Origin of the sequence: Amycolatopsis balhimycina FH 1894, from assembly GCF_000384295.1 — a bacterium.
GTDB lineage: Bacteria > Actinomycetota > Actinomycetes > Mycobacteriales > Pseudonocardiaceae > Amycolatopsis > Amycolatopsis balhimycina.
In genome coordinates this window covers 8,127,817-8,146,113 of the sequence record NZ_KB913037.1, presented here as the reverse complement: position 1 = coordinate 8,146,113, position 18,297 = coordinate 8,127,817, and the positions used below count along the sequence as shown (strand labels likewise).

Sequence of the window (18,297 nt, the reverse complement as noted above, 5' to 3'; positions counted from 1 at the left end):
GACCTCCACCGTACCCCTGGACTCGTCCACTGCTGTGTGACGGACCGGATACACAGGCTACCCGGTCGTGGCCTCGATCAGGGCAGCGGCCCGCCCGCGGCGAGTGCGCAGAGTTTCGTGAACTCCTCGCCATCGAGGCTCGCTCCGCCGACCAGGGCACCGTCGATGTTCTCGCAGCCCACCAGTTCGCTGATGTTGCCCGACTTCACCGATCCCCCGTAGAGCACCCGGACGGACGAAGCGACCTCGTCGCCGTACTTCTCCTGGAGGGTGGCGCGGATGGCCTTGCAGACCTCTTCGGCGTCGGACGACGACGCGACCTTGCCGGTGCCGATCGCCCAGACCGGCTCGTACGCGACCACCACGTCCTTGACCTGTTCGGCCTTGAGGCCCTTCAGGCCGTCGATCAGCTGCGTCGTGGTGTGGTGGATGTGCTCGCCGGCCTCGCGGACCTCGAGCTTCTCCCCGATGCAGAGGATCGGCGTGATGCCGTGCTTGAGCGCGGCCTTGACCTTCTTGTTGACCAGCTCGTCGGTCTCGGCGTGGTACTCGCGCCGCTCCGAGTGCCCGACGGCAACGAACTTGCAGCCCAGCTTCGCCAGCATCAGGCCCGAGATGTCGCCGGTGTAGGCCCCGGAGTCCTGCGGCGCGATGTCCTGCGCGCCGTAGGTGAGCGACAGCTTGTCGCCGTCGACCAGGGTCTGCACGCTGCGGATGTCGGTGAACGGCGGCAGCACCGCCACGTCGACCTTCGCGTAGTACTTCTCCGGCAGCGCGAAGGCGATCTTCTGCACCAGCGCGATCGCCTCGAGGTGGTTCTGGTTCATCTTCCAGTTGCCGGCGATGAACGGCTTGCGTGCCACTAGTTCTTCTCCTCCAAAGCGGTCACGCCCGGCAGTTCCTTGCCTTCGAGGTACTCCAGCGAGGCACCGCCGCCGGTGGAGATGTGCGAGAAGCCGTCCTCGGGCAGGCCCAGCTGCCGCACCGCGGCCGCCGAGTCGCCGCCGCCGACCACAGTGAACGCGTCGCTCTTCACGAGCGCCTCGGCCACGGCACGCGTGCCGCCGGAGAACGCCTCGAACTCGAACACGCCCATCGGGCCGTTCCAGAACACGGTCTTGGCGTCGGCCAGCTTGCCCGCGAACAGCTCACGGGTCGCCGGGCCGATGTCGAGGCCTTCGCGGTCGGCCGGGATCGCGGTGGCGGCGACGACCTCGTGCTCGGCGTCGGCCGCGAACCCCGTCGCGGCCAGGACGTCCACCGGCAGCACCAGTTCGACGCCGCGCTTCTCGGCCTCGGCGAGGAAGCCCTTCACCTGGTCGAGCTGGTCGGCCTGGAGCAGCGAGTTGCCGACCTCGTGGCCCTGGGCCTTGAGGAAGGTGTACGCCATGCCGCCGCCGATGAGCAGCCGGTCGACCTTGGTCAGCAGGTTCGCGATGACGCCGAGCTTGTCGGACACCTTCGCGCCGCCGAGCACGACCACGTAGGGCCCTTGGAGGTCGTCGGTCAGCTTCTTCAGCACGTCCAGCTCGGCCAGCACCAGGCCGCCCGCGTACGCCGGGAGCACCGACGCGACCTCGTAGACCGAGGCCTGCTTGCGGTGCACGACGCCGAAGCCGTCGGAGACGAACGCGCCGCCCGGGACGAGCGCGCCCAGCTCGGCGGCCAGCTCGGACCGGTCCACGGCGTCCTTGCTGGTCTCGCGCGCGTCGAAGCGCACGTTCTCCAGCAGGACGACGCCGCCGTCGGCCAGGCCGCCGGTGAGCGCCTTCGCGGACTCGCCGACCAGGTCACCGGCCAGCGCGACCTCGGCGCCGAGCAGCTCCGAGAGCCGCTTCGCGACGGGCGCGAGGGTGTACTTGGGGTCCGGCTCGCCCTTCGGGCGGCCGAGGTGCGCGGTGACGACGACCTTCGCGCCCGCGTCGGCGAGCTTCTTGATCGTCGGCAGCGCGGCGCGGACCCGGCCGTCGTCGGTGATGCGATCCCCGTCGAGCGGGACGTTCAGGTCGCTCCGCACGAGTACGTAGCGGCCCTGGACACCAACACCGTCCTCGCTGAGCAGGTCGTCGAGGTTCTTGACGCTCATGGGGTTCAGGACAGCTTCGAACCGACGAGCTTGACCAGGTCGGCGAGGCGGTTGGAGTAGCCCCACTCGTTGTCGTACCAGCCGACGACCTTGACCTGGTTGCCGATGACCTTGGTCAGCGGCGCGTCGTAGATGCAGGACGCCGGGTCGGTGACGATGTCCGAGGAGACGATCGGGTCCTCGTTGTAGCGCAGGTAGCCCGAGAGCGGGCCCTCGGCGGCGGCCTTGTACGCGGCGTTGACCTCTTCGAGGGTCGCGGCCTTGGTCAGGGTGACCGTGAGGTCGGTGGCCGAGCCTGTCGGCACCGGGACGCGCAGCGCGTAGCCGTCCAGCTTGCCCTGCAGCTCCGGCAGGACCAGGCCGATCGCCTTGGCGGCGCCGGTCGAGGTCGGCACGATGTTCAGCGCGGCGGCGCGGGCGCGGCGCATGTCCTTGTGCGGCGCGTCCTGCAGGTTCTGGTCCTGCGTGTACGCGTGGATCGTGGTCATCAGGCCCTGCTCGATGCCGAAGGCGTCCTGCAGGACCTTGGCCAGCGGGCCGAGGCAGTTGGTGGTGCAGGAGGCGTTCGAGATGATGTTCTGCGAGCCGTCGTACTTGTCGTCGTTGACGCCGAGCACGATGGTGAGGTCCTCGCCCTTGGCGGGCGCGGAGATGATGACCTTCTTGGCACCGCCGGCGATGTGCGCCTTGGCGGCGTCGGCGTTGGTGAAGAAGCCGGTCGACTCGACGACGACGTCCACGCCCAGGTCGCCCCAGGGCAGGTTGGCCGGGTCGCGCTCGGCGAGGGCCTTGATGGTCTTGCCGTCGACGACGATGCCCTCGTCGCTGACGCTGACCTCACCCGGGAACCGGCCCAGGATGGAGTCGTACTTCAGCAGGTGGGCCATGGTGGCGACGTCGCCGAGGTCGTTGAAGGCGACGACCTCGATGTCGTGGCCGCTGGCCTGCACGGCGCGGAAGAAGTTGCGGCCGATGCGGCCGAAGCCGTTGACACCTACGCGAACGGTCACTGCTGCCACTCCTCTGAGGATCGGCCGGAGTCCCGGCCGTGACTTGCGGGCTCGCGGCCACCCTAGCGTGCGGGCATGCGCGTCCCTGACTGCCCTGACGAGACTTCCACCACTTGGCGAACGGGTCAAGAATCGATTAAGAAAGCGAACCGCCACGGCGGGTTCCCGGGGCGGGCCGGACGGGTGGCGAGACTCGGGCGCCGGGACCGGTTCCGGCTGGGAGCGCCGGGTGTGACGAGCGGGCCGGCGGCGGTCCGCGGAGCATCTCGAACGATTCAGCCCGCAGCGGGCTCCGGCCGGTTGGGAAGGCGCTGCGGAAGGAGGCTCCACAGCGGGACGTGAGGTCGATGACTCGACCGATCCAGCGACCCCCGGCGCAGCCCTCCGCGGCCGGCCTGCGGCCTCCTCGGGCCGGAACCGCATCAGCGGCTCCCGAGCGCGCGAGCGGCCACGGCCCCCGCTCTCCTCCGCGCGTCGTCATCCGGACAGCTCGCGTTCCAGCGGGGTGCGGAAGCGGGGCACCGCCCGGACCTCGCCGAACCAGCCGGCGCACTTCTCCGCCTCCGTCTCCACCATCGCGCGGGTCTCCGCGCCCACGTCCTCCAGCAGGCGGTACGCGATCTCGCCCGACGGGCGCTGGGCCCAGCCGCCCACGACCCGCCCGGACGCCCAGATCGTCGGGCCGACGTTGCCGCTGCGGTCGAACAGGGCCGCGCGGTGGGGGCCGAGGAACCAGTCGCGCTCCTGCCAGCCCATCGGTGTCGGGTCCAGGGCCGGCAGGAACGCCACCCACGGCGCCGGCGAGGGCACCGGGCCGAGGTCGTCCACCAGGGCCAGGCCGGGCCCGTCGTCCAGGTCGACCTCCACCGGCGCCACCGCGGCCAGCGCCTTCTTCGTCTGGCCCGCCGTCCAGCCCGTCCACCAGCGCAGGTCCGTCACCGGGGCCGGGCCGTACGACCGCAGCCACCTCCGCGCCAGCTCGGCCCGGGCCTCGTCCGGCTCCCACTCGGGCAGCCCGCCCGGCACCCACTCGTCGAGCGGGTGCCAGACGTACTGGGTGCTGAGCCAGCTTCCGCGCGGACGGCCGCGGGCGATCCGGCCGCCCGCCGCCAGCAGGAACAGCACCCGGCTCGTCACGTTGCCGATCGCCTCGTACGGCTTGCCCGCGGCCATCAGCAGCTGCTGGCGCAGGCGGGGCTCGTCTTCACTCAGCTGCTGCGCGGTCGCCGAGCCACGGGCCCGCAGCGCGGCCTCGGCCGACGCCTCGACGTCGGCCAGCCACTTCCCCGGCTCCGGCACGTTCTCCGGGTGCCCCTGCTGCCCGAGGTGCTGTTCCAGCAGCTTCCGCTGCTTGACGACGATGTCCGCGGCGCAGCCGGCCTGCACCAGCGCCGCGGTGTCCAGGCTCGTCACGAACACCGTGCGGCGCATTCCCAGCAGCCGCAGCAAAGTCCGGTCTTCGTACAGCGCCTGCTCCACCGAAGCCACCGCCGGGCCGGCGAGCCGGGCGCACGCGGACAGGTGGACGGTCGCCGGGTCGGTGGCGTGCAGCGCGACGACCCCGGCCACGGCGTCCGCCACCGTGGCCGCGGGCGCGGCCAGGGAGTGACGGACGGCGAGGCGGGCCCGGCGCTGGTCGGTACTGATCTTCGGAGGCACCCGTTTTTCCTACCACCCGGCACCGACAAAAACGCCTGGTCGTCCGGTGCGGCCAGGCGATAGCCTCGCGAAATGGTCTCCGGTACGCACCTCGCGGCCTTCGCCGCGCTGACGTTCCTCCTGGTCGTGGTCCCCGGGCCGAGCGTGCTGTTCACGATCAGCCGCGCGCTCACGGCCGGGCGGCGCGACGCGCTGCTCACCGTCGTGGGCAACGCCGCCGGGGTGTACACGCAGGTCGTCGCGGTCGCGTTCGGCCTCGGCACGCTCGTGACGACATCGGCGGCGGTGTTCACCGCGATCAAGGTCGCCGGCGCGGTCTACCTGGTGTACCTGGGGATCCAAGCCGTGCGGCACCGCCGGAAGCTGACCGAAGCGATGGCGGCGACGGTGCGCGCCACGCGCGGCCGGGTGCCGGCCGTGCTGCGCGACGGCTTCGTCGTCGGCTTCGCGAACCCGAAGTCGATCGTGTTCCTGGCGGCGCTGCTGCCGCAGTTCGCCGACCCGGCCGCCGGGTCCGTGCCCGCCCAGATGCTGGTCCTCGGGCTCTGCCTGCCCGCGATCGCCCTGGCCACCGACAGCGCGTGGGCCCTGGTCGCGGGCACCGCGCGCACCTGGTTCGCCCGCTCGCCGCGACGCCTGGAGCTGGTCGGCGGCACCGGCGGCCTGGTCATGATCGGCCTCGGCACCAGCCTCGCCTTCACCGGCCGGGGCGACTGACCGAAGTCCGTGAATGGCACATTGAGGGACTTCAAGTCTCTCAATGTGCCATTCACGGACTTGAGCCCGGTTCGCGCAGCACCAGGTCGAGGAGGCCCGGGAAGGCGGCGTCGAATTCGGGACGGCGCAAGCGGTTCAGGCGCCGGGGGCCTTCGTCGCGCTGCTCGATCAGGCCCGCCGCGCGCAGCACGGCGAAGTGGTGGCTGCGGGTCGCCTTCGCCACCGGCAGGTCGAACGTGCCGCACGCCTTCGTCCACTCCGGCACGGCGGCCAGCTCACGCAGGATGCTGCGGCGTACCGGGTCGGCGACCGCGGAGAGGGCGTCCTGCAGGGCGACCTCGCCCGGTGGCACGTGGCTCAGCCCGCGCGCTCGCGCAGTGTTCGATGACTGTCGTACACTCATCTGGTCGACCTCCATCGAACACTCTAGAAGGAGCAGACATGCCCCGGCACCTCGACGCCGCCTTCGGTCCCGGCGCGCGCAACCGGCTCGACGACGCCGCCCGACCCGGCCGCGAGGGTGCGCTGGCCGCTCTCGAATCCTTCTACTACGCCTTCAACCAGCGCGATCTCGACGTGTTCCGCCGCATCTGGACGAGCGATCCGCTGGCCCAGCTGAACAACCCGCTCGGCGGCATCCTCCGCGGCGGCGAAGCGATCACCGAGCTGTACGAACGCGTCTTCCACGGTCCGGCCCGCGTCACCGTCACCTTCGATGACATCGTCGAGTACTCCGGCGAAGGCCACGCGGTGTTCGCCGGCCGCGAGACCGGCGAGTACCGCGTGACCGAAACCGTCCCCCTGAGCATCCGCACGACGCGGTTCTTCGCCTACGAAGACGGTCGCTGGGTGCAGGTCCACCACCACGGCAGCATCGACGACGCCGACGCGCTCGCCGCGTACCAGACGGCGATCCGCGGCTAGGCCAGCGCCTTCACCAGGTCCGGCCACCACTCGCGCGGCAGGCCGTCGAGCGGGACGACGACCTGGTCGGCGCCCGCGGCCCGGTACTCCCGCAGCCGCGCCACGACGCCGTCGAAGTCACCCCACACGGTGAGGCCGTCGACCAGCCGGTCGGACAGGTCCGCGATGTCCGCGTCGGTGAAGCCCATCCGCCGGAAGCTGGCCGCGTAGCCGGGTATCCCGGCCAGGAACTTCAGCGAGCCACCTCGCACGACCTCGCGCACCTTGGCCTGATCGGTCTCCGCGACGATGTTCAGCAGCACCGCGAGCTGCGGCCCGGCGCCGAGGATCTCCCGCGCCGAGGCGACGTAGTCCGTCGTCACCAGGTACGGGTACGCGCCCGAGGCGCGGTCGCGTGCCAGCTCGAGCATCCGCGGTCCGAGCGCCGAGAGGATCCGCGCGGACGGCGGGACGGCCTCCTCGATCTCGTCGAGGTAGTCGTTCAGCGCCGCCAGCGGACGCGCCCCGTGCGCCCCGCCGAGGCCGACGACGAACCGCCCGGCGGGCAGGTCCGCGTAGGCCGAAGCAACGGAAGCCGACGGCACCCGGTCGACCGACAGGATCCCGCTCGCCACCTGGATCCGCGATGTCCCGCGGACGACCTCGGCGATCCGCGGCAGGTTGTTCCCCTGGCCGCCGGCCAGCCAGAGCGTGCCGTACCCCTGCTCTTCCAGCTCCGCCGCGGTCGCCACGGCGGCATCGGTGTCCAACGAGCTGTGCGTGGCCCCCAGCGGCCCGAGTTTCGTCATGCGCCCGGCAACCCCGGACCACGCCGCGTTGTTCCCGTCACGCCGTTTGTTCGTCCTCAGCGGAATCGGCGGGATCTTCGGCGGTCCGCGTGAACATCCGGGTCGCCGACAGCCGCGCGACACCGTCCGGCTCGCCCAGGTCCTCGAGGGAGTTCCGGATCGTCGAATCGACCGAGAGGTACTTCCGGCCCGCGCGCAGGTCGGCGTCGTTGCGCAGCCGCACGATGAGCGGGAACTCCGACAACGCGCCCGCGTCGAACAGGCCCGTCGTGTAGATCAGCTGCACGCCCAGCGCCTCGGCCACCGCCCGCTGCAGTTCCAGCAGGTACCCGGCCGACGCGCGGCCGATCGGGTTGTCCAGGAACAGCACGCCCGAGTGCCGGTTGCGGACCTTGCCGCGGTTGTTGGCCCGCAGCGCCGCCAGGGTGCAGTAGAGGATGATCGCGGCGGTCAGCTGCTGGCCGCCGGAGAAGACGTCGCGGATCTCCGAGACGCGCTGGCGTTCGGTCCGCAGCACCGAGTCCGGCTTGAGCATGTCGACGCGGAACCCCTTGGGCGCCGCGGCCCGGACCCCGCGCAGGACCAGGGAAAGCCCGTCGCGCTTGACGTCGCGGCCGTCCGCCGTCTTGCCCACGGCGGCTTCGTCGACGACCTCGCCGAGCTTCTCGGTGAGCGCGTTGTCCTCCAGCTCGGTGAAGCGGATGCGGAGGAACTCCTGCCCGGACCAGTCGCCGAGGCCGTCCGGCAGCCGCGAGACGCGCTGGGCCGAACGCAGCGTCCGGAGTGCGCCGTCGACCATGCCCTGCAGGCGCGTGATGATGCCGCCGCGGTGCCGGTCGATCTGGGCGAGGTCGTCGGTCAGCGATCGCAGCCGCGGCCGCAGCGCCTCGGCCCACTCGGCGGCGTGCGCCGGGAGCTGGTCGCGCTTGACCGAGATGACCTGCTGCCGCACCGGCGTGCTGAGCTTCTCGAACCGCTTCTCCGTCGCGTACTGCGCGAGCTGGTCGGCGGCCGCGCGCACCCGCCGGTCACCCGCGTCGGCGGCTTCCTGGGCCGTGGTGAAGGTGGCGTTCAACCGGGCGTGCTGGGCGCGCGCGGTGTCGACGTCGCCGTCGTAGGCTGCGGCGTCCGTGTCGGTCACCAGGTGGCCCATCGACTCGGCGAGCAGCGCGAACCCCGAGGCCGAAGTACGCGCCGACTCCAGCGTCGCTTCCGCCGCCGCCCGGCGTTCCTGCAGCTCTTCCCACTTCCGCGCGGCCGCGGACGCCTCCAGACCGGCCGCGTCGATCAGCTCCAGGCCGTGCTCGATGTCGCGCGGCTTCTCGCCGTTGACGCCGTTCTGCAGCGGCAGCGCGTCCAGTTCCGCGCGCCGCGTCGAAACGAGCCCGATCGCTTCGGTGCGCTCGTCCTCGAGGCCGTCGACGACACGGCGGGCGCGCGCCAACGCGGCCGCCCGGGCCGAGGCGTCGGAGCCATCGGGGGTCTCCAGCAGTTCGGCCGCGCGGGCGCGAACGGCCTCGTCCAGGGACTCGACGGCCGAGCCCGCGGCCGCTTCGGCCGACTCGGCCTGTTCCAGCTCGCTCCGCAGGTCGCTGCCGACCTCGACCTTCGCGTACGACTCGGACGCCGACAGGTAGGTCCGGCGCAGGGCGTCGACCGGTTCGCTGGGCGCCGGGCCCTCCGCGGCGTCGGCCGCCCCGGGCACCTCGGCCAGTTCGGCGCCCGCGGTGGTCGCGGTTCGGCGGTGGCCGTCCGCCGTGCGCTGCTCCTCCCCCGCCTGCTCGCGCAGCCGCGCGGCCTTGCCCGCCGCGTCGGACGCCTGGAGGTCGGCGCGTTCGGCGATCTCGGTCGCCCGCTCGGCTTCTTCGGTCCACTCCGCGATCCGGGCACTGCGGACGCCCAGCTCACCGAGCCGCCGGGCCCTCTCCTCGGCCTCGGCGGCGGCCGCCCGCAGTTCCGGGACGCGCTCCCGCAGCGACCCGGCTTTTTCGCTCAACCGCGAGAACTCCGCCTCGGCCTGCGCCAGCGCGGTGCGGGCGGTCTCCCGCGCGGTCCGGGCGGCCTGGGCCTGCTCGGCGAGGGTCGCGATGGCGCCGGGCGGGTAGTCCTCGCGCCACGTCGTGAGCTTCCACGTCAAGGCACCGTCCGCGGACAGCTTGGCCGACAAAGCTTCGAGGCGCCGCTGCCGCTCGGTGTGCCGCCGCGCCACGGCTTCCCGCTCGGCGTCGGCGGCTTCTTCGTCGTACATCGCGGGGTTCGGCGGCACGAGGAACTCGACGCCGGGCGCGGACGGCACCTCGGCCAGCAACGCTTCGGTCGTGCCGACGGCGATGATCGCGCTCGGCAGCAGCCGTCGCGTCGTCAGCACCTCACGGGCGCGATCGGCGTGCGCGGCCTCGTTGAGCAGGACCCCGGACACCAGCTGCGGCAGGCTTTCCAGCACTTCGGCACGCCGGGAAGCGTCCAGTTTGGACAGATAACGCCAGCCGGACCACGCGGTGATCCCGGCCTCTTCGAGAGCGTCCAGCGCCGCCTGGACGTCTTCCGGCGGCGGCAGCAGCCCGCCGGACCCCAGCGCGGCCAGGGCCCGCTCGTCGGCGGACTCCTCCATCCGCAGCGCGGTCTGCTCCTTCTCGACGGCCGCGCTCGCCTCGCGCAGCCGTTCCAGCAGCACCGGGAGGTCGCTTTCCAGCGCGACGTCGTCCGCGCCGAGCAGCTCGACCAGGCGGCCTTCGGCGGCGAGCGCGTCGGTACGGCGGTGGGCGCGGTCGAGGTCTTCCGTGGCGCGCTCGAAGCGGTCCTGGGTGGTGCCCGCGAGCTGGTGCGCCTCGTTCACGGCCCGTTGTGCCGCTTGGAGATCCGTGGCGACGCGGTCGAGTTCCTGTTCGCGCCGGGTCAGCTCGGCGGCCGCCGACTCGGCGGCCGAACGCGCGGCCCGCGAGGCGTCGGCGACGTCGGCGCCCGAAGGCAGCAACCCCGCGCGGACGGCGGCCTGGACCTCTTCGCGCAGCTCGGTGATCCGCGTGGTCAGCCCGCGTGCTTCGGCCCGCCGGGCGGCCGCGAGGTTCGCGGCTTCGTCGCGTTCGGTCTGCGCCTTCTCGGCTTCGGCGCGCAACGCGCCCGCGTGCGCTTCGGCCTTGTCGGCCTGCCGCTGGGCGTCCTGCGCCAGCGCGTGCAACCCACGTGCGAGCGCCGAAGCGGCGTCGTTGCGTGCCTGCAGCGCCGGACGTGCCTTCTCCTCACGGCTGCCGACGAGTTCCCGCAGGTCCTTCGCCTTGCGACCCGCATTCAAAGAGTTGAGGACGGTCGCCGTCTCGCGCCAGGCCTCCGCCTCGGTCTTCGCCTCAGCGAGCTCCGCGTCGACGCGCTTGCGGACCTCCTGGGCCTCGTCCAGGCGCAGCACCGCGACGAGACGGCGTAGCTCGGTGACGGCCGCGGCGAGCCGCCGGTGGTCGCCCTCGGCGAGCTTCTCCGCGGACTTGACCTCGGTGACGTGGTCCTCGAGCCCGGACAGCCGGGCGTTCTCCAGCTCGTTGCGCGCGGCGACGCGGCCGGCCAGCTCGGCCATGTCGGCCTTCGCGGACTCCGCGATCTTCCGCGACTCCGCGGCGACGCCTTCTTCGGCGGCCAGCGGACCCAGCAGCTCCAGGGCACCGGCGACGAAGTCGCGTTCCGACAGGAGATCGCCGCGCTGGGCGAGGTTGTGCGCGTAGGTCGCGACGACCTCGGCGAGGTCTTTCGGCTCGTCCTCGGAGATGACCGCGCGCAGCAGGAACTCGACGAACGCGTCGTCGGTGCCGAACGCGAACGCGTCCGCCGCTTCGCCTTCGCCGGCGTTCATCGCGCGCTGGTAGCGGAACAGCTCGGTGTCGAGGCCAAGGCTGTCGAGGCGGCCGGTCCACTCGTGGTGACGGCGGGTCCAGGACAGTTCCAGCTCGGGTTCGGCCAGCTGGGCCGCGGTGAGCTTGTCGTGGAAGCCGGACATGGTGAGCAGCCGGCCGTCCTGGGTCATCGGCAAGGAATCGAGCCCCAGCGCGGACGTCGGGCGGAAGCAGTACCAGGAGTCGACGAGGTTCTCGGAGTCGGCGGACACGACGTGCCCGCGCCATTCCGACACCTTGCCGGTGATGATCCGGTGCCCGCTTTCGACGTGCAGCCACTCCAGCACGACGTGCGAGACGTCCTTGGCGGCGACGAACTTCTCGAGCACCTTCGTGCTGGTGGTGCCTACGACCTGGCGGCGGCCGGGCAGCATCACCGAGAAGATGAGCTTGATGAGCACGGACTTGCCGCCGCCGTTCTCGAGGAACAGCACGCTCGCCGGGGACGGGCGGCGCAGCTCGGCCGGGCCGGTCGCGTGGATGCCCGCGCTGAACAGCGCGTCCTGCTTCGGCGCGGTGATCTTGGCGCCGACGCCGCTGAAGTCGAGCACGACGTCCTGGTAGCGGGCACCCGCCGGACCCACCGAATGCAGGCGGACCCGCGAAAGCTCGTACATCGATTCCCCTCTACAGCGTGTCGGAGGCGGCCGCGCGCAGCGTGCCCCCGGCGGTCGCGACGGCCACGACGTCGAGCGCGAGCAAGTCGTCGAAGGCGGCGTCGGCGGCGAGTTCGCGGACCTGGATCTGGTAGCGCGGCGTGGTCCGGTAGGTGCCGCCCTGCTCGTCGCTCACCGGGACCAGGAAGCCCTGGTCGGCGAGGAACCGCAGGGCGCGGCTGACCATGCCGCGGGTGGTGTCGGCGGCGAGGCGGCCGTCCTTGGTGGCGGCCGCGGCGGGACGGCGGGCGTAGGCGCGCCAGGCCTGTTCCAGCTCGGGGGCGTCGGCCAGCGGGTCGTTGTTGGCCTCGGCCGCCGCGGCGCGTTCGTCGAGCATCCGGGCGGCTTCGCGGACCATCGCGTCGACCTGCTCGACGCTGACGCGGCCGATGTAGGTGTCGTTGGCGAGGTCGTCGGGGCGCGGGTAGCCGAGGGCGGCGGTGGCGAGGTGGATCAGGCCGTGCAGCACCTTCTCGGTCTCGCGGCGCTCGCGGATCTTGGCCTGGCGGGCGTAGGAGTCCATCTTGATCTCGAAGACGGACTCGTCGGTGGCCGCGAGGACCGCGCCGGCCTGCTGGTTGACCTCGAGGACCATGAGCCCGAGCCCGGCGGCGACGGCGTGGGTGAGGGCCTTGAACGCGTTGTCCTCGCCGTAGCGGCGGACGAGGTCGCCGTAGACGACGTCACGCGCCGGCAGCTGCTTCGGCCGCATGCCGAAGGCGACCAGCCGGGCCGCGGCCTCGGCGTCCACGCTGCTGTGGGACAGCGCCATCAGGCGACCTCCTCGTTCTCTTCTTCGTCGGCGCGCTCGACGGCGGCCGTGGACAGCAGCAGGTCGGCGCCGCCGAAGTCCGGGTCGTCCAGGAGCGTGCCGTCGTCGACGGCGAGCAGCACGTGCCGGTCGCCTTGGCGCCGGGCCGCGCCGACCCCGGGACTGTAGGCGTGGACGGCACGCAGCGCGACCAGGGCGGCGAGGCCGGGCTGGCGGCTGCGGCGCGCTTCTTCGAGCAGGCCGGACAGCCGTCGCGGCACCTCGGCGAGGTCGAGGAGTTCGTCGGCGGCGCGCCAGACGTCGTCGCCGAACTTGTCCGTGACCTCCGCGGGCATCAGCTCCGGCTCGGGGATCTCCCCGACCAGCTGGTCGCGTTCCGGCGCGGGGCGCAGCAGCAGCGAGACGAGCGCCGACAGCGACGGCACGACCGGGGCGGAGATGCCCGCGACGGCGTGGAAGAAGTGCTCGGCCGGGGCGACGGCGTCGGCCAGCGGCAGGCCCAAGGTGGGCACGAGGAGCTGGCCGAACAGGTCGATCGTGGCGCGCTGGGGCGGGCCGGAGAACTGCTGGCGGTCCTGTTCGGCGCGGAAGACCGCGCCCGCGTCGGCCAGCCGGGACTGCAGGCGCGTGTGCCGGCGGATGCAGTCGCCGACGATGTCGACGAGCTCGGCGGCGCGGCGCTTGCGGTCGAGGTCCTCGGTGTCGTCGCGGGCGATGGTGATGTTCTTGAGGATGGCGTTCTCGGCTCGGAAGCGGGCCTCGATGTGGCTGAGCGCGCTGTCGAGCAGTTCCGGGACCTCGCGTTCCCAGTCGACCGAACGGACGTCGCGGCGGGTCGCGTCGAGCTTCGCGCGCAGCGTCTCGCCGTACTGGACGGTCCGGTAGCGGGCCTGCTCGGCGGCGAGCTTGGCGTCGGCGAGGCGACCGCGGTTGATCAGGTTCTCGAGCTTGACCTCGGCGGCGATCTGCGCGGATTCGACGTCGGTGTCGAGGGCGCCGACGAGGACGTTGATCGCCTCGTCGGTGGCACGCAGGTAGACCTCGCCGTCCGGCGCGGCCAGCTCGACGAGCAGCTTGAAGTCGAACTGACGCCGCTGGTAGCCGCCCGGCCCGATCGAGCCGTAGACGCGCCGGAAGCCGCGGTCGGTGGTGCCGACGTTGATCAGGTTGTCCAGGACCCACTTGGCCACCCGGACGTGCTCGTCGGGCATCCGCGAGGGCGCCTGCTGGGCGATGAACGGCAGCAGCCGGTCGATGACCTCGTCGTGGCCGGCGCCGGTGTCGAAGTCCATCGCGATGGTGACCTGGTCGATCGTGTGCAGCGCGATCTCGGCCATCTGGTAGATCGTGGCGTCGGCCCAGTCGAGCTTCGCCTTCCGCGCGTCCAGGTCGTGCAGCGGCGCGGTGCAGGCCAGCGCCTTGAGGCGGCGGGTCAGCCCCTCGTCGGCCAAGCCCATCGCGGCCCTGTCGTCGTCTCGCACAGCAGGCCAGGCTAGTCGGCCACCCTCTGCGCACGCGCGGGTGACGGGCTAACGTCCCTCCTATGCGTGAGATGAGCCGCGAAGAGTGGTGGAAGTTCGCTTCGGAGGGCACCCGGACGGGCATGCTCGGCCTGGTCAGGGCCAACGGCGCCCCGATCGTGACGCCGGTGTGGTTCCTGCTGAACGAAGGCCCGGACGGTGACGAGCTGATCTTCACCACGGGCACCGAGACGCTCAAGGGCAAGGCCATCGCCCGCGACGGCCGGATCTCCCTGGCCGTCGACGACCAGAAGCCGCCGTTCTCCTACGTCCAGTTCACCGCCGAGGCCCGGCTGACCTACGACTACGACGACATGCTCGAGTGGGCGACGAAGCTGGGCGGCCGGTACATGGGTGCCGAGCAGGCCGAGGAGTACGGCAAGCGCAACGCCGTCCCCGAAGAATCCCTCGTCCGGGCGAAGATCACGAAGGTGATCGCGCGAGCGGACATCGCCGGCTGACCCCGGTTCGCTGGTAATCTGCCTCCGGGGGTGGGGGCATGCCTTCAGGGGACAGACGCGACGCCGTCAGGGCGATCGTCAGCGCGGGCCAGCGGGAGCTGGTGGCCGAGCTGGAACGCCTCGACGGCGGCGGCCGCTTCGGCCGGTCCGGCCGCACGCGGCTGCTGGAGAACGGTGACGTCTTCGAACGCGCCGTCGTCAGCGCGGCCTTCTCGGACGAGTTCTTCGCGGCCGGGCTTTCGGTCGTGCTCCACCCGCGCAACCCGTACGTCCCGGCGTTCCAGGCGCACTTCCGCTACCGCGAAGCCGCGGACGCGTGGTGGTTCGGCGGCAGCGTCGACCTCCTCCCGTGCTACGGCTTCGCCTCGGACGCGACGCACTTCCACCGCGTCCTGAAGAGCCATTGCGACACGCTCGACCCGGCGTTCCACGCGCAGGCGAAACGGGCGTGCGACGACCGCTTCCGGCTCCCGCACCGCGACGAGGCCCGCGGCATCGGCGGCATCCTCTTCGACCACCTGAGCCTGCCCGGCCCGGACGGCTGGCGGCGATCGGCGGCGTTCACGGCGGCGGGCATCGCCGCAATTGCGCCGGCGTACTTCCCGATCGTGCGGCGACGGAAAGACTTGCCGCACGGCGAGCGCGAGCGGCAGTGGCAGCTCTACCGCCGCGGCCGGTACGTGGAGTTCACGCTCGTCCACGACGCGGCGACGGCGGTGCAGGCCGACGCCGAAGCGATCCTCTCGGCGCTGCCGCCGCTGGCGCGCTGGGAGTCCGAGTTCACGCCCGAGCCGGGGAGCGCGGAGGCCGACCTGGCATCGTTCCTCGTCCCGCGCGACTGGGCGGCCGAAACGCCGGTGACAGCGGGCTGACCCGACGTCATGAACGAGTCGTTCACCGCGTCGGACGACAGGAACGAGTCGTTCATGGCGTGGCCGCGCTGGGCCGTCCGGGCGCATGCGCCCCGCTGAGCGGGAAACCGTTGGCAAGCAGGGTGAGGCGTCATGTCGAGTATTGACAGGGCCCGCTCGAAGGGTGTGTGATCTGTCCCATAGATAGGAAAGTTTCCTAACTATTGTCGCCGGTGGTCCGCCGACCAGATCCGCCCCGGTCACCCCCTGTCCCCCGACCCACGCAGGAGGCTCCCAGTGGCACCCCGTCCACCGTGGCGCGCGGTACTGGCCGGTACCGCCGTCGCGGCGCTCGGCCTCACCGCGCTCAGCCCGGTAAGCGCTTTCGCTGTGTCTTCTGGGGCCGAGCCCCAGACCCCAGCCGGGGAGCAAGCCCCCCTGGACCCCCCAAAGACGGCAGCGGATCCCGACTACGAAGCCGAGAACGCCACCATCTCCCAGGGCGCCGTCGAGTCGAACCACGCCGGGTACTCCGGCACCGGGTTCGTCAACTTCGACAACGTCGTCGGCAGCTATGTCGAATACTCCGTGAACGCCGCCCAGGCGGGCACGCACACGCTGACCTTCCGCTACGCCAACGGCACTGCCGACAACCGCCCGGTGAAGCTCACCGTGGACGGCGGTGACAAGGGCACCGTCGACTTCCCCGCCACCGGCGCGTGGACGACGTGGAAGACCGTCACCGCGACCGTGCAGCTGACCGCCGGCGTCAACAAGGTCCGCACCACCTCGACCACCGCCAACGGCGGCCCGAACGCCGACAAGCTCACCGACACCTTCACCGCGCCGGTCGACCCCGAACCGCCGACGCCGCCGACGAACCTCAAGGCGAGCAACATCCTGCCCACCGCGGCGACCTTCACCTGGACCGCCGCGACGGACAACGTCGGCGTCGTCCGCTACGAGATCAACCGCGGCGGCAACACCCTCAAGACCGTCGACGGGAACACGACGAGCGCGACCGTCGACAACCTGACCCCGAACACCGCCTACGACATCTCGGTCGGCGCGTTCGACGCCGCGGGCAACCCGTCGCAGCAGAGCAACGTGGTCACCTTCACCACGCCGCCGAGCGACGACACCACCCCGCCGAGCGTGCCGGGCAACCTGCGCACCACCGGCGTCACCGCGAACAGCGTCTCCCTGGCGTGGAACGCCTCCACCGACAACGGCGGCACCATCACCGGTTACGACGTCTACCAGGGCGCCACGAAGGTCGCGACCACGACGTCACTCGCCACGACGGTCACCGACCTCAGCCCGAACACCTCCTACACGTTCACCGTGAAGGCCCGCGACCCCAACGGCAACAGCTCCGCGGCGAGCAACGCGGTCACCGCGAAGACCGGCGCCCCCGGCGGCGCGGGCGGCATTCCGGAGTACGACCGGGACATCGCGAAGGTCGACCTCGGCTGGGCGGTGGACTTCCTGCCGAACGGCAACGCGCTGGTGACCGAGCGGGACCGGTTCGAGGTCCTGCTGGTGACGCCCTCGGGCCAGAAGACCACGCTGGGCAAGGTGCCGGGCGCGGTCGGCACCAACGGCGAAGGCGGCCTGCTCGGCCTCGCGATCTCGCCGAACTGGGCGAGCGACCACGCGATCTACCTCTACCACACCGCTTCCGGCGACAACCGGATCGTGAAGATGACCTACGACGGCACCACGCTGTCGTCGACGTCGACACCGGTGCTGACCGGGATCGCGAAGAACCGCTACCACAACGGCGGCCGCCTCCGGTTCGGCCCGGACGGCAAGCTGTACGCCACCGTGGGCGACGCGAAGAACAGCGACAACGCGCAGAACAAGAGCTCGCTCAACGGGAAGATCCTGCGGCTCGACCCGGACGGCTCCGCGCCGAGCGACAACCCCTTCTACGCCACCGGCGGCAATGCCCGGTACGTCTGGAGCTACGGTCACCGCAACCCGCAGGGCCTGGCCTGGGACTCCCGCGGCCAGCTGTGGGCGGCGGAGTTCGGCGAGAGCAGCCAGGACGAGCTCAACCTGATCCAGAAGGGCGGCAACTACGGCTGGCCGAGCTGCGAAGGCACGCAGGGCAGCTGCAGCGGCTTCATCGCCCCGAAGAAGACCTGGCCGACCTCGCAGGCGGGCCCGTCCGGGATCGAGATCGTCAACGACTGGATCTACATCGCCGGCGTCACCGGTGAGCAGATGTTCGCCACCCAGATCAACTCCGCCGGCACCGGCGTCGGCACGGTGTCGACCCTGTTCTCCGGACGGTGGGGCCGGCTGCGCTCGGTCACGAAGACCCCGGACGGCGGACTCTGGCTGACGTCGACCAACAACGACAAGAACGGCGGCACGCCTTCGGCGCTGGACAACGTGATCGTGCGCCTGAAGTTCCCCGGCGGCACGCCGGGCGGCTTCAAGCTGACCAGCTCCGCTTTCGCCGACAACGCCACCATCCCGGACAAGTACACCTGCGCCGGCGACGGCACGGCGGGCCAGGACCCGTCGCCGCCGCTCACGTGGGGCGCGTCCGAAGGCGCGAAGGGCTACGCCGTCGTGTTCGCCGACATCGCCAACGACGGCAACAAGCTGCACTGGGCGATCTGGGACGTCCCGGCCGCCACGAAGTCGCTGCCGGAAGGCCTCGGCGCGGGGTACACGGTGCCGAACCAGGGCGGCGCCAAGCAGAAGGCCATGGGCAGCGGGGCGAACGCGCAGAAGTTCTTCGGCCCCTGCCCGGGCGGCTCCAGCCACCCGTACACGTTCACGCTCTACGCCCTGAACACCGCCACGGTCCCCGGCCTGACGTCGTCTTCGACGATGGCCCAGATCGAAACGGCGATCAAGGGCGCCTCGACGGCCAACGTCAAGCTGCGCGGCAAGTCCAGCGCGTCGGCCGGCTAGCTAGTGCGGCAAGAGCCGCGGCAGGGGTGACCGGAGCGGCG

The 18,297-nt window shown here is 71.7% G+C and carries 14 protein-coding genes; 5 read left to right on the top strand and 9 right to left on the bottom strand.

Features of this window, described 5'->3' with window-relative positions; translation table 11 throughout:
* Nucleotides 1-77 precede the first annotated feature (77 nt).
* The 4 genes from tpiA to A3CE_RS0137620 all read right to left on the bottom strand — a co-directional run bounded on the left by tpiA (nt 78) and on the right by A3CE_RS0137620 (nt 4,755).
* Nucleotides 78-863, bottom strand: a complete 786-nt coding sequence (gene tpiA, locus A3CE_RS0137635) for a triose-phosphate isomerase (protein WP_020645268.1) — start codon at nt 861-863, stop codon at nt 78-80.
* Nucleotides 863-2,086, bottom strand: a complete 1,224-nt coding sequence (locus A3CE_RS0137630) for a phosphoglycerate kinase (RefSeq protein ID WP_020645267.1) — start codon at nt 2,084-2,086, stop codon at nt 863-865. Before A3CE_RS0137630 ends, tpiA begins: the two co-directional genes overlap by 1 nt.
* 5 nt (nt 2,087-2,091) lie before the next feature.
* Nucleotides 2,092-3,096, bottom strand: a complete 1,005-nt coding sequence (gap, locus tag A3CE_RS0137625) for a type I glyceraldehyde-3-phosphate dehydrogenase (RefSeq protein ID WP_020645266.1) — start codon at nt 3,094-3,096, stop codon at nt 2,092-2,094.
* 477 nt (nt 3,097-3,573) lie between these two features.
* Entirely contained in the window at nt 3,574-4,755 is a 1,182-nt protein-coding gene (locus A3CE_RS0137620; protein WP_020645265.1) for a winged helix DNA-binding domain-containing protein, read from the bottom strand.
* A 72-nt stretch (nt 4,756-4,827) separates the two neighbouring features.
* Here A3CE_RS0137620 and A3CE_RS0137615 point away from each other — a divergent pair, with 72 nt between their 5' ends.
* Nucleotides 4,828-5,472, top strand: a complete 645-nt coding sequence (locus A3CE_RS0137615; RefSeq protein WP_020645264.1) for a LysE family translocator — start codon at nt 4,828-4,830, stop codon at nt 5,470-5,472.
* Between the two features lie 52 nt (nt 5,473-5,524).
* Here the strand turns inward: A3CE_RS0137615 and A3CE_RS0137610 are convergent, their stop codons facing one another.
* Complete coding sequence (locus A3CE_RS0137610; RefSeq protein ID WP_026469236.1) at nt 5,525-5,875, bottom strand: ArsR/SmtB family transcription factor; 351 nt, start codon at nt 5,873-5,875, stop codon at nt 5,525-5,527.
* Between the two features lie 38 nt (nt 5,876-5,913).
* Between A3CE_RS0137610 and A3CE_RS0137605 the strand changes: the two genes are divergently transcribed.
* Nucleotides 5,914-6,396, top strand: coding sequence for a YybH family protein (locus tag A3CE_RS0137605; protein WP_020645262.1), 483 nt, complete (start codon nt 5,914-5,916; stop codon nt 6,394-6,396).
* Here the strand turns inward: A3CE_RS0137605 and A3CE_RS0137600 are convergent.
* From A3CE_RS0137600 to A3CE_RS0137585, 4 genes are read right to left on the bottom strand one after another with little or no spacing between them, the layout of a single operon-like run.
* The gene (locus tag A3CE_RS0137600) at nt 6,393-7,184 is read right to left on the bottom strand and encodes a TIGR03620 family F420-dependent LLM class oxidoreductase (RefSeq protein ID WP_020645261.1); all 792 of its coding nucleotides are present in this window, start codon (nt 7,182-7,184) and stop codon (nt 6,393-6,395) included. The two genes, A3CE_RS0137605 and A3CE_RS0137600, sit on opposite strands and share 4 nt — an antisense overlap.
* Nucleotides 7,185-7,221: 37 nt before the next feature.
* Nucleotides 7,222-11,682 carry a coiled-coil domain-containing protein gene (locus tag A3CE_RS0137595; protein WP_020645260.1) on the bottom strand — a complete coding sequence of 1,487 codons (4,461 nt, stop codon included), beginning with the start codon at nt 11,680-11,682 and terminating at the stop codon, nt 7,222-7,224.
* A gap of 10 nt (nt 11,683-11,692) precedes the next feature.
* Nucleotides 11,693-12,493, bottom strand: coding sequence for a hypothetical protein (locus A3CE_RS0137590; RefSeq protein ID WP_020645259.1), 801 nt, complete (start codon nt 12,491-12,493; stop codon nt 11,693-11,695).
* A complete protein-coding gene (locus tag A3CE_RS0137585) occupies nt 12,493-13,950 on the bottom strand; it encodes a hypothetical protein (protein ID WP_020645258.1) in 1,458 nt (485 codons plus the stop codon). Before A3CE_RS0137585 ends, A3CE_RS0137590 begins: the two co-directional genes overlap by 1 nt.
* An 86-nt stretch (nt 13,951-14,036) precedes the next feature.
* On the opposite strand from A3CE_RS0137585, the gene A3CE_RS0137580 reads away from it, so the two are divergent.
* The 3 genes from A3CE_RS0137580 (at nt 14,037) to A3CE_RS0137565 (ending at nt 18,256) form a co-directional block, all read left to right on the top strand.
* Complete coding sequence (locus A3CE_RS0137580) at nt 14,037-14,474, top strand: PPOX class F420-dependent oxidoreductase (RefSeq protein ID WP_020645257.1); 438 nt, start codon at nt 14,037-14,039, stop codon at nt 14,472-14,474.
* Nucleotides 14,475-14,512: 38 nt separating this feature from the next.
* Nucleotides 14,513-15,346, top strand: a complete 834-nt coding sequence (locus A3CE_RS0137575) for a coproporphyrinogen III oxidase (protein ID WP_026469235.1) — start codon at nt 14,513-14,515, stop codon at nt 15,344-15,346.
* Nucleotides 15,347-15,622: 276 nt separating this feature from the next.
* Nucleotides 15,623-18,256, top strand: coding sequence for a PQQ-dependent sugar dehydrogenase (locus A3CE_RS0137565; RefSeq protein WP_020645254.1), 2,634 nt, complete (start codon nt 15,623-15,625; stop codon nt 18,254-18,256).
* The last annotated feature ends 41 nt before the right edge of the window (nt 18,257-18,297 follow it).